Below are 14665 nucleotides of genomic sequence, written 5' to 3' on the forward strand. Positions count from 1 at the left end.
TAGAAGTTCTGGGGCTGTCCTGGTTTCGACGTGGGTTCGGAATCGGTGTGGTGCATGTCGAGCTTGAGTCACGCTCGTAAATCTCGATTTAAAAAACTAACTGCAAACGACGAACGTTTCGCACTCGCTGCTTAATTGCCAGTGAGCCTTGCAACAGTTGGCCGATGGGCTGGGCAAGGGGGTTCTGAGTAATCAGCGCCTCCCGGCTGCAAGGATAATTACATGGGCTGGCTCTGATCCGGGTACCTTGGGTTGGGGCAAGAAAATAGGGTACTGGCGGCCTGTGTAGCGTGCGACTGCGCGACACAGGTAGCGAGATTCAAATCAGACCGCTAAACATGTAGATCTGCCCGATGAAGGCTTACGGACGCGGGTTCAATTCCCGCCAGCTCCACCATTACGACGTCCAAGGGCGTTCACCAACATCCGGTGAACGCCCTTTTTCTTTGGTAAATCAATGGGTTACGGTGTGTAGACGTCCGGAGCGGTTTCCTGGCAGCCAGGCTGAGGCGGGGGAACAGACGGGGGAACAAAATCCGAAAAGGGTAGACTGGTGGCGTTTGTTCCCCCGTTTCAGAGGGGAAATCCTAGCTAAACCTCTGGAGGTGTTCCCCCATGTTGACCGACGCACAGTGCCGCAACGCCGTCTGTTCCCCCTCATCGAAGCGGGAGCGTTTGTCGGACTCGGGAGGCCTGTATCTGGAGGTTGCTCCCGGAGGATCGAGGCGCTGGTTCTGGAAGTATCGGCATGAGGGCAAGGAAGGGCGTATGGCTTTGGGCAGCTATCCCTCGGTCAGCCTGACGGCAGCTCGCAAGGCTCGTGATACCGCTAGGCTGCAGAAATCGACAGGAATAAATCCTGTGCATGCCAGAAAAGTGGAAAGGCTGAAGGCTTCTGCTAGTGCCGGGGATACCTTCAAAGCTGTCGCTCTGGAGTGGTACGACAAACAGAAGCCTCTATGGAGTGATTCTCATGCCGAGCGCTCGCTGCGCCAGTTCGAACGTGATCTCTTTCCGTGGCTTGGGGGGCGTCGCCTAGCTGAGATTGAGCCGGTGGAACTGCTGGCAACCCTGCGCAAGGTGGAAGAGCGCGGGGCTGTAGAGACGGCCGATCGTGGATTGATGTTGGCTCGCCAAGTTTGGCGCTACGGGGTCGCGACAGGCAGGGTAGGACGGGACATCACGGGAGATCTCAAAGGCGCGCTGTCTCCGTACCGCGGCAAGCACTTCGCTGCCATTACCGAACCGGCCAAACTGAGTGAGCTACTGCGCGCTATCCAGGCATACAAGGGCGGGCCTATCGTGCGGGCGGCACTACAGTTGGCGCCTTTGTTGTTTCAGCGTCCTGGCGAATTGCGTGGTGCAGCTTGGGCGGAAGTGGACTTAGACGCCGCCCTCTGGACGATTCCGGCTGCGCGGATGAAGCGGGGCAAGGACGGGAAGGAAAACGGGGATCCACATCTGGTGCCTCTTTCCACCCAGGCTGTGAAAGTGCTGCGAGAACTGCGCCCGTTGACAGGTCACGGCGCATTGGTGTTTCCTGGCGAGCGCAGCCACAGCAGGCCTATTTCAGAGAACTCGGTGCGCACTGCACTCATCACCATGGGCTATACGCCGGAGATCCAGACGTGGCATGGCTTTCGTGCCACGGCGCGAACCATGTTGGCGGAACGATTGGATGTTGACCCGCTGGTCATCGAAGCGCAACTTGCTCACGCTGTGAAGGATGCTAATGGGCGCGCTTACAACAGGACCCAGTACCTAGCCCATCGGACGAAAATGATGCAGCGGTGGGCAGACTATCTGGATAGGCTGAGGGAAGGCAAAGCAGCAGGCAAGGCGACTTCCAACACTCTTGGCAACGCAAATACCTGATCTGCCGTTTCGCTGGGCTTGGTCACTGCGGTGGTTTGCCATGAATCGATGGCAGTTTCTCTCCAACTGATGTTGAGGCCCTGTCGGCAAAGCGTATGAGCTTGGCGGAGTGAACGGCCGTTCTGCAGCGATCACAGTCAGTCAAGGCAATATTCCACTGCCCGGTCACACCTCCAGAGCAGTCATAAGCGCATCAACACTGGAAACGCTGTCCAGGTATCGCAGACAGATGAAGCAGCCGCAGCAGTTGCCAGGACTAGATGAAGACGATTTGTCACAATTCGCATCCGCCATTGCCCGTACCATCCCCACCAATAAGAACAGTTTGCAATAGAGCTCTGCATCTATGTAGCGAGGGAGGAAAAGGTGAGGCCAACCTAGCTTGGCCGAAGGCCATCTGACAACCTATGCGCATGATGAGAGAAACGAGGGAACTCCTACATGCGTGCGACGGTCGTTCACCGCGCAGCGACTGCTTTCAGGCAGTCGCTGGCCTCCCCCTTGAAGGTCACTTCCTGCGCAAGCAGTGCAGATGCTGCCTACGGACGCACTCGGTTCAGGTTTCAAGTCCAGGGTGTCGCTAGGCGGCGCGCAGTTGCTGCATTCACGGCCTCGAATATCGAGCGTCGTGAAGACATACATGCACCGTGCGATTTCTCAGCATCTGGCGCAGCACCTTTGGCATTGGCGCTGCAAGGTGCCGTCCCGCTAGCGCACACCCTTTCTCAGATCCCAGCCCATCCTTGGTGGCGACAACAACGCCAGATCAGCCGGAGCCCTCTGCTTCGGCCCCGCAGCACAACCACCAATTGCCCTACCTCTTACTAAAGCCATGCGCGGATTGCATCCCAAAGGCTGGGTGCCAGCCCCCTTGCAATACGCGTGGACTAATCGCTCACCTCTACTAGGTTTGATTTATTTCAAAAAATATTAACTCTATGAAATTTCAACATCTAATTCTAGCGGCTGCAGTACTTTCGCTGCCGGCGACAGGCCAACCACAGACCCGCTGTGGCGTGGGTATTGTTGAGAGCGCCAACCCGGTTGGGTTTAGACAACTAATGAGGATTTTGGATGATTCTAGTGCGCCCAGCTCTGCAGAAGACGTTGCTTGGGATAACTCCGCGATAGTGGGCTGCCCGAATTACTTGAGCATTGCATCTTATATGGGGAAATTTCGCGTTGAACCCCCCTCAGACGTTGAAACTGCTGAAATTTACGGCTTGGACATAAAAGTATACAAGAAATTTTCGCCCGAAAGCCCTTGCACACAGACGGGGCCCGATACCAGGACGCCTCCGACGATCAATGTGGCTGAACGATCAGTTAGTGGGTATTTCATATATTGTGCAACATACAACCCAACCGGATCTCCCCCACCATTACCAAAAAACGAAAAACCAACACCACCAAAGAGCTGCAGAAGAAACGAGAGCTCCACTCCGCATCCAATATTTTTACCCACTGGCGATAAATATCTCGAAAAGCCGGATTGGCAAGACAATAGTCCACATCCGTTGACTCTCAAGCGCGCTTATATCAGCAGCGGATTTCCGGAACGGGCCGGATGGAAGTCGTGGACTCACAACTTTGAACACCGCCTTCTTGTGTTAGGCAGAGAGGGGGGGAATCCGAATTATATTCGGGTGCTCAATGGTGATTTAAAGCAAGTCTTTTTCAAGAAATTAAACGGTGTCTGGACTAATACCAATGGCCAGGACACTCTGGCTGAGGTTAAGGGTGGCTGGCATTATTTTGACAACGAGTCAAACCAAACCTCCATATATAACAATTTTGGAATAATTCAAGAAAGAACATCAAGAAATGGATGGAAATATACCTACACACATCAGAGTGATGGGAAAGTTCAGACTGTTACCAATGCCTTTGGTCGAGTAATTTCTTTTGACTATGGAAATGATCCAACTTCGTTCTCTGTGCGACTGAATGGCAATGTGCTTGTCAATTATCAAGGCGATGGAGCCAATTTGGACAGTGTGCTCTATCCAGACGGAACAGGCGAGGTCTATCTATATGGCTCTCCGGGATTGATTACGTCAATTACAGATGCCCAAGGAGCAGTTCTCGACAGTTTCACTTATGACTCCCAAGCGAGGGCCACATCAACGAGCAAGCCACTGAGTACTGAAAAATACACTATTGAGTACAACAGTGATGGTTCGGTCAGGGTTACAAATCCTCTCGGGAATAAGCAGTCATACGCGTTTCTAAGCAAATACGGTGATGCAAAACTCACTAGCCTGGATAAGCCCAACTCCGCAATGTCTCAGCCGATCTCAGGTCGGTCTATTGGTTCCGATGGACTGACTCAGTCGGAGACAGACTTCCTCGGCACCACCACCACTTACCAGTGGGACACCACGCGCCGTCTGCCTCTCACCACGACCGAAGCCGCTGGCAAGCCCGAATCGCGCACCACCACCACGGAGTGGCATCCGCAATGGCGCTTGCCCGTCACAGTCACTGAACAGGGGCGCGTCACCAGTTACACCTACGACAGCAGGGGAAATCGGCTCAGCCAGACTATCGCAGACACAGCCACCAACACGGCCCGCACCACCACCTGGACATACAACCTCGCAGGCTTGGTCGCCAGCGAAACCGCTCCCAACGGGGCAGTTACCAGCTTTGCCTACGACAGCGCTGGCAACCTCACGGAGTCCAGTCGGGGCGCAGGCCAAGGTGGCAGCTATCCCTTGCCTGTGGGCAACTACACCAGATCCGACTACGTAGTTGGGCATGTGGATGCTTATACCCACGACGCTGCAGGCCGCGTACTTACCCACACGGCCCCCTCGGGGCTGGTGACCACCTACACCTATGACACCCGAGGTCGCATGCTCACCTCTAATCGGGGAGGTCAAGTCACAACACTGGCATATCGCCCTAGTGGCCAAGTTGAGACAGTCACATGGCCGCATGGCTACAGCATCACTTATACCTACGACGCTGCTGAGCGGCTATCTGGCTGGAGTGACAACCGGGGTGCAAGCGGAACTTACCAGCTTGATGCCATGGGTAACCGCACGCGCGAAGAAGTGCGCAATGCCCAAGGCCAACAGAGCTGGTTGCTGGCGCGCAGCATCAGTGAACTCAACCGCGTGGAGTCGATATCCCTGGGCGGGCAAACCACCACCTATGGCTATGACAGCAACGGCGACTGGGTCCGTACCACTAACGGTAAAAATGAAACCAACCAGATTGGCTTGGACGCCCTGCGCCGAACCAAGGCCATCACCAATGCAGAAAACGCCACCGCATCCCTGACCTACAACGCCCTGGATGCCGTCACCAAGGCCATTGATTTCAAGGGTGTCTCGACCAACTACACCCGCGACGCCCTCGGCAACGCCACCACCGAAACCAGCCCCGACACCGGCACCGAAACCGCCCAGTACGATGCGCTGGGCCTGCCCAAGACCGTCACAAATGCCCTGGGCCAGGCCACCACCATCGAACGCGACCTGCTGGGCCGCCCCACGCTCGTCACCTATGCCGATGGGCATACCACCTCTCTGCGCTACGACCTCACGGCCAACAGTGTTGGTACTTTGGGCGAAATTGAGGATGCCAGTGGTACTACTGCCTACCGGCGCGACCAGTTTGGCCGCGTCACCACCAAAATCCAACGGCTTATTAACAGTGATCTCCGTAGTGTCAGCTACGAATACGACTCTCGGGGCCTGCTGACCAGCACCACCTACCCCGGCGGACAGGTGTTGCAATACCTCTACGACACCACTGGCCAGATCACCGGCCTGACATGGGCGGGGCAGCCGCTGGTCACCGGCATCACCTGGAACCCTCTGGGTCAGCCCACAGGCTGGAGCTGGAGCCTGCCCGGTGGCGCTGCCCCCATCCCGGCCACCCGCAGCTACAACGCCGCAGGCCAGGTCACCGCCACCGACTTCAGCAGCTACCAGTACGACGCGGCAGGCCGTATTACCAGCCTGACCCAGAACCTGTGGCACCCCGCCAGCACCAACCCGCAAGACAGCACCCTCACCCAGGCCACCAGCACCTGGACGGTGCAATACAGCCCCGCAGGCCGCATCATCGGCTTCACCAAAAACATGGCGGCCAACGCCCCCGTGGACACCGCCACCTTCCAGTACGACGCCAACGGCAACCGCACCGCCAGCACCCGCGGCCTAGCAGGCACCACCACCAGCCGCACCTACGGCGGCGACGCCAGCCACAACCGCCTGCTGGGCTTTGAGCAAACCACCGCCAGTACGGACGGCAACAGCGCCACCACCAGCGTCACCTACCAATACAACACCGCAGGCGACCTGCTGGGCGATGGCCTGACCACCTACCGCTACGACAGCGAAGGCCGCATGGAAAGCGCCAGCACCGGCCAGGGCGAAGACGCCCCCACCACCAAATACGCCCACAACGGCCTGGGCCAGCGCGTGTTCAAGACCGAGCCGCTGTACAGCAGTACCCCGGCCAGCGGCAGCAGCAACAAAAACCTCAACAACCTGCTGGCCGACGACGATGAACCGCAGGGCGAGCCACCCGGCCTCATCCAGCAAATCCTCAGCTTCTTCAGCAAACTCTGGAGCCCCAGCACCAGCGACGCAGAAAAACTGGGTTTTAGCTATGTGTATGCAGAAGACGGCAGCCTGCTGGGCGAATACGGCTCAGGCGGCAGCAACAGCACGGGCACGGCGCAATACATCTACCTGCCCACCGCCAGCGGCCCCATGCCGATTGCGGCAGTGATCAAGGGAACCGCCTATGCCGTCCACAGCGACCACCTGAACACCCCCCGCAAGCTCACCCAGCCCGACGGCCAGGTGGCCTGGCAATGGGCGTACAGTGCGTTTGGAGACGAACAGCCCACCATCGGGGCCAAGCGATTCACCAGCGAGAGCACCAACCCGACCACGGGCGCCACCAGCATCCCGGAAGTCACGTTCAACCTGCGGTATCCGGGGCAGTACTTCGACAAAGAGACGAAGCTGCACTACAACTACTTCCGCACGTACGCGCCGGGTACGGGGCGGTATACGCAGGGGGATCCGATTGGGCTGGATGGGGGGTGGAATCGGTTTGCCTATGTGCGCTCAAATCCGTTTTTGTTTTTCGACCCATTCGGACTCCGCTGGATTATTGATCCAGCCAATAGAGCGCCTGAAGACCTCCCGTACAACACCCTGTTCTGTAATGGGGAGAATCCGGAGCCATATACGCCTCCCCAAGATGAGAGTTGTTCGGCAATTAGGCAATGCGCTATTCAACATGAACGGACCCATATCAGCCATGCACTCGCAGAGAACCCAGAAATCTGCAAAGGCAATTCCAAGCGAATCATCATAGTCAATGATGAAAAAGAACCGCGACTTGAGTCCGAGGCTCAGGGCGTTCGAAATGAAATACGTTGTTTGCAAAAGGCATTTGAAGATGATTGCGAATCAAATTGCAAAAGTAGGATCAATTCGCGGATTAATGTGTTGAAGTGGATTCTTGAAAATCAAATCAATCAAGGCAACTATCCATGAAAAATCTACTTACATTGATTCTCGCAATTGTGCTTTCTAATTTTGCTGCAGCTGCAGAAACACCTGCTTTCGCTCTAACGGTGAGACCAATCAAGAGCTTGGCTGGCCTTAAGCTTAGAATGGAGTTGAAGAATATCAGCCAAAACTCCAAGGTGGTTTTTCAAGGCGCATTGCCTTGGGTAGACGGAGTATCGGGAGCTCGATTATTTGGCTTTCGCGGAAGTCTCGAAGAGGGAGACAGCACGTTGACGCCAATCAGAAGCGTCGGGGCGGTATTTAACAGCTTCAAAGAGATTGTGATCGACCCAGGTGCTTCACTAGTAGGCGATATTGACATCGAAGAGCGCTTCCCTGAAATAAATGAACTACTTCGACAGGAGTCTGTTTTTGTGTACTGGACATATCTTCCGCTAGACACAAGTCTGATCAAGCACCAAGAGCTGACCGGAGCCGTATTCTTGCGGAAACGCTCAAAATAAGCTTTGGGTATGTGAGCGGCGATCCCCTGAAGTACATTGATCCACTTGGCCTGTTTGGATTTGCGGAGCATGTTTGGATCACCAATGAAGCTACGGGTGGTGACTCTGAGCTGGCGAAAGTAACGGCGATGTCGGATTTCTTGCCTGGCAGCCAAGATCCAAACAATTCGTATTGGCATGGTATGCGGGACGGAACAGGATCGCAGACTGCACAACAAGCCCAAGCATTGTTCTATGAGTAAATAGAACAGCAACTAAACAGTTGTACGGTACAAGGGTTGGCGCGTGCACTGCATGCCATGCAAGACAGTTTCGCCGCAGGTCATCGAGACTTTCCGCCGTGGGCTGGCGGTGTTCCCGGGCCAGCGCATTTGCGCGGTGATGTACTGCCATCGCAAATTACTCTGAGAAAAGCAGTGAGTGCATCCAAGTCGCTGATAGCAAAATACACATAGATTTGCGAATGCAAAGAATGAGTTGGTTACTATCCTCAATTCGCAACACGGTAGCCACTGCCTTGGCTTTGGCAATCGCTTCAGGCGGATGCATTGCGGCTTCTCTTGACGAAAAGCCAATATGTGAACACTCAATATTGGATGAATCAGCGGGTGTTAACTTTGTCGCGGGTCTACCGGTCTATGTGTCACCAAAGAGTTTTATCAAACTTACCGGCTGTCAGACCATGTGGGATTCCAAAGGTCGCATCATTATGCAGATAGTTTTTAGTGAAGGAATGGTTACTCAGTACGTCGAGTACGCAGAGACTGGCATTGTGGAACTGAGCTGCAAATATGCCAAAGGTGTCGCACGTCCCCAGGGGTGCCCGAATCTAAAGAACCTTGAAAATGGTTTCATGGTTCTTAGCGATGAGATTGAAAAGTCGCTGCCAATATTTAATGATTTGCGCCGTCAGGAGAAAGTGTGAAAATAACTTTGAATGGGAGGCGGGCAATGGGGTCAGTTACTCCGCACTGTCGACAGCCACAGTCCAGCCCATTTTCTATGGCAGCTCGCTCGGACTCAGCTTTTTCGGGTACAGGCCCTATCGGCTTGGGAGAGACCCTAGAGAGATCAAGACCGAACCGGTCAAGCAACTCACTGGGCGGGACCTCAAGGTGGCCGATGGGTAGGTTCGACTGGACTTCAGTGGCGTCTATGACGGTGACTGAACCCACTTTCGAGTACTTGTTGATTTCCGCGGATGACTGACCCACTAACCCCCGTCCATCGAGCGTCTGGTTTGGGTGGCAGCCGACATTCCCACTGAAATCTGACTGACTGCCTCCAGCCTAATGCCGTCCAAGACTTCAATAGGATCTTCCGATAGCCAGCGCCGGTTGCAGACTTCTGTGGTCTACGGGGACGCTGGAGGGCACGCGAAGGCGTGGTGGTGGCCAGTTGCACGGTCGAGCGATTGATGCGGCGCTTGGGGCTGCACGGTGTGATACGAGGCAAGGTCGTGCGCACCACCATCGCAGATGCCAAGGCGCGGTGTCGACTGGATCAGGTCAACCGGCAGTTCCGGGTCGAGCGGCCGAACCAGCTGTGGGTCTCGGACTTCACGTACGTCTCGACCTGGCAGGGCTGGTTGTACGTGGCCTTCGTCATGACGTGTTCGCCCGTCGCATCGTGGGCTGGCGAGTGAGCAGTTCGATGTGAAAGGACTTCGTGCTTGATGCGCTGAAGCAGGCCCTTTATGCCCGGAAAATCGTGGCAGGCGCCGTCAAAGTACGCTTCCATACGCTAGGCTATGCCTCACTTCCCGGGCTATTTACTTGGGGTAATTTTGGGGTAATTCCATCGCCTAACCATGCCAATCCACGCCCATAGTGTGCTCCAGCGCAGGTTGGCGTAGATGCGCTAAGTGGCTGTCAACAAAGGGAAAACATCCCCCCGGGCGCAAAAGTGTGTCTGCCTACCGACACAATGGGGGTATGCGTGTACCCACCTCATTGCAGCGCAGTCGGATGATGTCGAGCATCAGCGGCAAGAATACGCAACCGGAACTTGCCCTAAGGAAAGGACTCTTTTCCGCTGGCTTTCGTTATCGATTGCATCAACGAAAGTTGCCGGGCTCTCCCGACTTGGTATTTCCGAAATACAAGGCGGCGCTGTTCGTCCATGGATGCTTCTGGCATCGTCATGGCGGCTGTCGATACACCACAATGCCCAAGACAAATGTCGATTTCTGGACTCGCAAGTTCGAAGGAAATGTGGACCGCGATATGCGGAGCATTGCGGCGCTGCGTGACGCCGGTTGGCGGGTCGCCGTTGTGTGGGAATGCGCGTTGAAACGTTCACTGGATGAAGTCTGCGAGAAGGTATCAGATTGGTTGCTTGGCAGCGAGCAAATTTTGACAATTGGCTGAACCAGCTCGGCATCCATCTGCGGTGTGAGGGCAATTGATTCAGGAGGTGCAACAGGACGATCCCTGAAGGCTCTCTGTCGATGAGTGACTTCAGGGAATCTGCGTCTGTTGCGGCACGGTGCCCAATTCTCAGGGAGGTCTTGACATCGGTAGGCTGTGACATTTCCCGTGCCTTCCGCTGCTGCGAATCTCCCTTCGTCCCTACGATTACATGGCTTGACAGTGCTCAATCAACCGGCGTCAGATCCAGGTGAGTCTGGCGCCGATTCGATATACGGTTAATCGAGCTTCCGTCGATTGCTCGGGATGCCGCCTTTTCCTTCCGCCTGCCGTCCCGGTTCATCCCCGCGAGCACACCGCGCACGATCTTGGCCAGCTTGTTGGCCAGAAGGGGAGGGACCGCATTGCCGACCTGGGTGTACTGTTGCGTGCGATTGCCAGCAAAGAAGTAGTTGTCCGGGAATGTCTGCAATCTGGCCGCCTCCCTGACCGTGAGGCTTCGGCACTGGGTCGGGTCGTAGTGGATGTAGTAGTGACCATCCTTCGCGATATGCGACACGATGGTCGTGGCTGGGTCTCTGGCGCATTGCACGCGGAACCGGTCCTTGAACGGGATGGCCTCGGTGGCCTCTCTTTCCTTTGTCAGGTTGCTGTGCTTTGGGAGCAGCTTCGGAGGAAATATATCCAGGCGAGGCGAGTATCTCTCGGACTGAGCGAAGCAGGCGGCGAACAGATATCGCGCGAGGTCGGAATCCATGTGCGAGCGAGCCTCGTGCTGGCAGAAGCCGTTCAGACTTCTGTCCTGCACCCAGCGCTGCAATTCCGTCTGTTCCTTGAGTTTGAGCTTGGGCTTTCGGCCGGGTTTCTGTGCGAACGGCTTTCCAACACTGTTCCATGTGGCGGCCTGGGCTGAAGTCCGCATGAGTTCGATCATGATCCGTTCGCTTGGCCTTCCCCAGCCTGCGACATAGGAGGGGCCTGCAAGGACTGCCTCGCGCCAAGCCTCGATGGAATCTCCCTTGGAGAGCCTGCTGCGCAGCTTGGGGAGATCTTCAATGGCCTGTCGCACCGATACGGGCTCAGCGACCTGAAGGAGGTCATGGCGGGACGCACCAGCGTCCTTTCGGATGCCGAGCAGGATCACACGATGTCGGCTCTGCGGTATGCCATACCTCTCTGCCTGTATCACGAAATCGACGGGTTCGAGAGTATCGCTGTTGCCCTTCTTGACGAAGGAACGGATTTCGTACTCCAACCCGGGCGAGGGATCGCAAAGGTCAGCGAGGATTCGCTCGAACATCGGGCTTCCAGAATGCTGCGAGGAGAGCAACCCCTTGACGTTCTCCATTACGAATACTGCCGGCCGGTGCACCTTGATGATGCGCAGGTATTCCCTGTACAGGAAATGCTTGACGTCATCCTTGAAAGTCTCGTCCTTGGCTCTTCTTGATCTGCCCGCGAGCGAATATGCTTGGCATGGCGGTCCGCCGATGAGCACCCAGGTACTCCTGCCACCCAGAGCAGCGCTGATTTCGGCGTCGATGCCGGCTTCGTCGGCCTTGCCAAGTTCCAGGCAACGAGCCTCCTTTTCCGCGTGAGCGAAGGCCTCGGCGACGACTGGAATCTTCCTGAACGTCGGCTCGTCGATCTCGTTGCGAATGTACGAGTAGTAGTGCTGGATGTGCTTCGTTCCACGCAGTTGCCGGAACACGGAGCGCAGAGTCAGCGTTCTGTGGGCGATGGGATCCTTCTCGATCGACAGACCGATCTCGAAGACGGGTTCACGCTTGTGGTCACGGAGTGCGGAGAATCCCTCTCCGAGCCCCCCGGGGCCTGCAAAGAGGTCAATTATTGGAATTGGCATTGAAGACCTGAGAATATTTTTCTGGGTGCTCGATCGTCAGTCGAGCTGTGAATAAGCAAGCGTGTCATGCGGCCACGCTCTCCATGTAGGGGCGCATCACGTTGGATACCCGGTCGATGTCCGCGTAGTGCGACAGTTCGTCCATGGAGACCTTGCGCTGTTCCCAACCATCGCGCAGCGCTTCAAGTGCGACCTCGATGCCGATCTTGTTACGGTACTTGAAGCAGTCCGCAATGGTCTTGGCCGCATTGAAGACCGGCACGTCCAGGCCATCGATTCGCATGGACTGGACACCCTCACTCAGGGCCGGACCCGACATACGGACCGGGCGCAGCGAAGGACGTTCGACGCGAGGCGTTGGCGAGTTCTGGGGAATCGCCAGCCAGACCTGATGCGGTACCTGCGTTCCCAGGCCGTGGATACGCAGCGCCGAAAGCAGGCAGATCACACCTCTCGGAACCCTGAGGGCGGCCTCCGCAAGCGAGGTGTGCTCGCTCAATGGCCAGTCGGGAAGGGTGTATACGCCTCGGCCCACACGCCTTAGCCGACCATCTTTCACCAAGCGGCTCAGAATGACGGTGGGCAGGGAGAGGGCAGCGACATCCCTGGCGCGCAGTAGAGACGTGCTTCTGGCCAAGGCGAGCACCTGTTCCTCCTGCGTCGGGCTGGACATTTCAATTACGATCGCTGATGTTGCATTATTTAGTCATTATTTCACAATCGAATAAACATCGCAGCTTCAGCGGGATGCGATCCCCGGTGGTTCGGCATCATTCCGAGCCATGGCTGCAGATCGAAGGGGCACCAACATGACGGAGCACTCGTCGAGAGAGCTTCAACAGGCCCTGAGCAACTGCCTTGGAGCGCTGCAAGGAAGGGCGAGTGCGGACTGGAGGGGCCGTGAGCAGGAAGGACTGACTTCCCTTGTCAGGGTGCTGGACTTCGTTGCCGTTGCGCCATTCTTGGATCTCGATGCCGGCATGGATAGGACCGCCTGGGAGTCGAGGATGGGCTCCGCCATGGTGCTTATGGGCGCTGCTGCGGGCCTGCGGCCGTTTCTTTCTACCGTCGGAGATATACCCGGTGGTCTGCCATGGGGCCCCAGTCGAACCAATGCGCAGCAATATGCCTATTCCTATCTTCGGGAGTGCGGCGAGCTGACCTTCCTGCGGCGGATGGCTGGGCTGGAGCGCTACGGCCTGGCGACCTCGCAGTCGCTGGGGTCTGGGCGATTCAGACTGGAAACTGCGTCAAGTGCTCCAGAGCAGGCGCTTCAGGCCGCGATGCGGGCTCGGAGGGGCCGAGACAACGAGCCCGCAGGGTGCGTACGCACCAAGGCGGAGTGGGCGGGCATCCATGCGAGGATGGCCAGATATGTAGACACTCCGGATGGGTGGTTCATCCGTTACGACAACGACTGGAATCTCGTGGCGATCTATCGTGAGGAGGCCCGGCGCTTTGGGCGCCGCTTTCTCGAGTCAGAGGCATTGCCCGAAGACGCGATCATCGGAGATCGGACTTTCGGGGAGTGGAAGCAGGCATGCGACCAGGCACTGGGTCGGGTTCTTTCACACATGGACTTCGCCAGGCTGCTCAAGAGGAAGAATCCATCCATCGATTTGGGCGATGTTCTGACCATCTTTGCGAGGAAGGAGGATGTCCGGCAAGTATGGGAACAGGCTGGGGTGCCGGCTGCCCGGATTTCGGCAACCATGCGAGCGCTCATGCTCTCGGCCGATAACTTGGACGACTGGGACAGTGCGTTCGAGACGCCAACGCCCTTTCATGTGGACTTGGGCAGGGATTTCGTGCTGCTGCCGCTGTTCGGAGCATTGATGAATCCCTACTTTGCACTTTTTCGTCATCTGCGGCAGTTCTACCGGGCGGATTGGGATCGTGCGGTGGACCGGCGCGAGGATGTGTTCAGAGAGGATCTGGCTCGGCTGTTCTCGGGGCCTCGCTATCTCGTGCCCTCGCGAGGCTTCCGGCTGTTGCGAGACAACGGGTCTCTGCTCACCGACATCGATGCCATCGTTGTGGATCGGCAATATGGTGCGGCAGCGCTGGTGCAGTTGAAATGGCATGACATTTTCGGCTTTTCCCTGGCGGAGAGGGAGAGCCGTCGGAGAAATTTGGCCAAGGCCAACGAGTGGACGGCCAGGGTGGCCGATTGGATCGGAGAGAGATCGTCGCGCGATGTTCTGGCGCGGCTGGGAATCGACGAAGCAGCTTCCGACCGACCTCCGATCCTCTTCGTCCTAGCTCGATACGCGGCTCGATTCGCGGGTGACGATGGTCAGGACGAGCGGGCATGCTGGCTCGGTTGGCCAGAGATGCAGCATGCGATGGAGGAAGATGAGGTGGCCGCCGACCCATTGATGAGGATACCTGCTCAGGTCATGCGCCACCAGCGGGGCTTCGAGGCTCAGGCGACACAAGATGTCACTTTCGAATTTCCGGGCTTAGAGGTTGTGCTGCAGATGCATGTAACCACTCGGCCCCCTGCTGGCCAATGAACGATTCGGATCACTCCACGGGGTGCTCTCCCGA

The 14665-nt window shown here is 56.7% G+C and carries 9 protein-coding genes, 1 other RNA gene and 1 pseudogene; 9 read left to right on the forward strand and 2 right to left on the reverse strand.

Annotated elements, in window-relative coordinates; translation table 11 throughout:
- The first annotated feature begins 10 nt into the window (after positions 1 to 10).
- From ssrA to IB243_RS16605, 8 genes and pseudogenes are all read left to right on the forward strand, one after another.
- Positions 11 to 397: a transfer-messenger RNA gene (gene ssrA, locus IB243_RS16570) on the forward strand.
- A 218-nt stretch (positions 398 to 615) separates the two neighbouring features.
- Complete coding sequence (locus IB243_RS16575; protein WP_192428373.1) at positions 616 to 1875, forward strand: site-specific integrase; 1260 nt, start codon at positions 616 to 618, stop codon at positions 1873 to 1875.
- Between the two features lie 1166 nt (positions 1876 to 3041).
- On the forward strand, positions 3042 to 7403 hold the full coding sequence (locus IB243_RS16580; RefSeq protein ID WP_225585013.1) for an RHS repeat-associated core domain-containing protein: 4362 nt from the start codon (positions 3042 to 3044) through the stop codon (positions 7401 to 7403).
- Positions 7400 to 7882, forward strand: coding sequence for a hypothetical protein (locus IB243_RS16585; RefSeq protein WP_192428375.1), 483 nt, complete (start codon positions 7400 to 7402; stop codon positions 7880 to 7882). Before IB243_RS16580 ends, IB243_RS16585 begins: the two co-directional genes overlap by 4 nt.
- Before the next feature lie 11 nt (positions 7883 to 7893).
- On the forward strand, positions 7894 to 8124 hold the full coding sequence (locus IB243_RS16590; protein WP_192428376.1) for a hypothetical protein: 231 nt from the start codon (positions 7894 to 7896) through the stop codon (positions 8122 to 8124).
- Between the two features lie 221 nt (positions 8125 to 8345).
- A complete protein-coding gene (locus IB243_RS16595) occupies positions 8346 to 8807 on the forward strand; it encodes a hypothetical protein (RefSeq protein WP_192428377.1) in 462 nt (153 codons plus the stop codon).
- A 441-nt stretch (positions 8808 to 9248) separates the two neighbouring features.
- A pseudogene (locus IB243_RS16600) lies at positions 9249 to 9538 on the forward strand (DDE-type integrase/transposase/recombinase); the annotation flags it as partial.
- A 278-nt stretch (positions 9539 to 9816) separates the two neighbouring features.
- Complete coding sequence (locus IB243_RS16605; protein ID WP_192428378.1) at positions 9817 to 10251, forward strand: very short patch repair endonuclease; 435 nt, start codon at positions 9817 to 9819, stop codon at positions 10249 to 10251.
- Positions 10252 to 10477: 226 nt separating this feature from the next.
- Here the strand turns inward: IB243_RS16605 and IB243_RS16610 are convergent, their stop codons facing one another.
- Together IB243_RS16610 and IB243_RS16615 are read right to left on the reverse strand one after the other, a co-directional pair.
- Positions 10478 to 12115, reverse strand: a complete 1638-nt coding sequence (locus tag IB243_RS16610; protein WP_192428379.1) for a DNA cytosine methyltransferase — start codon at positions 12113 to 12115, stop codon at positions 10478 to 10480.
- 64 nt (positions 12116 to 12179) lie between these two features.
- Entirely contained in the window at positions 12180 to 12788 is a 609-nt protein-coding gene (locus tag IB243_RS16615) for a type IV toxin-antitoxin system AbiEi family antitoxin domain-containing protein (protein WP_192428380.1), read from the reverse strand.
- A 136-nt stretch (positions 12789 to 12924) separates the two neighbouring features.
- On the opposite strand from IB243_RS16615, the gene IB243_RS16620 reads away from it, so the two are divergent.
- A complete protein-coding gene (locus tag IB243_RS16620) occupies positions 12925 to 14631 on the forward strand; it encodes a hypothetical protein (RefSeq protein ID WP_192428381.1) in 1707 nt (568 codons plus the stop codon).
- Positions 14632 to 14665 lie beyond the last annotated feature (34 nt).

The sequence above is a fragment of the Acidovorax sp. ACV01 genome, assembly GCF_014851495.1.
Lineage (GTDB): Bacteria > Pseudomonadota > Gammaproteobacteria > Burkholderiales > Burkholderiaceae_C > Acidovorax > Acidovorax radicis.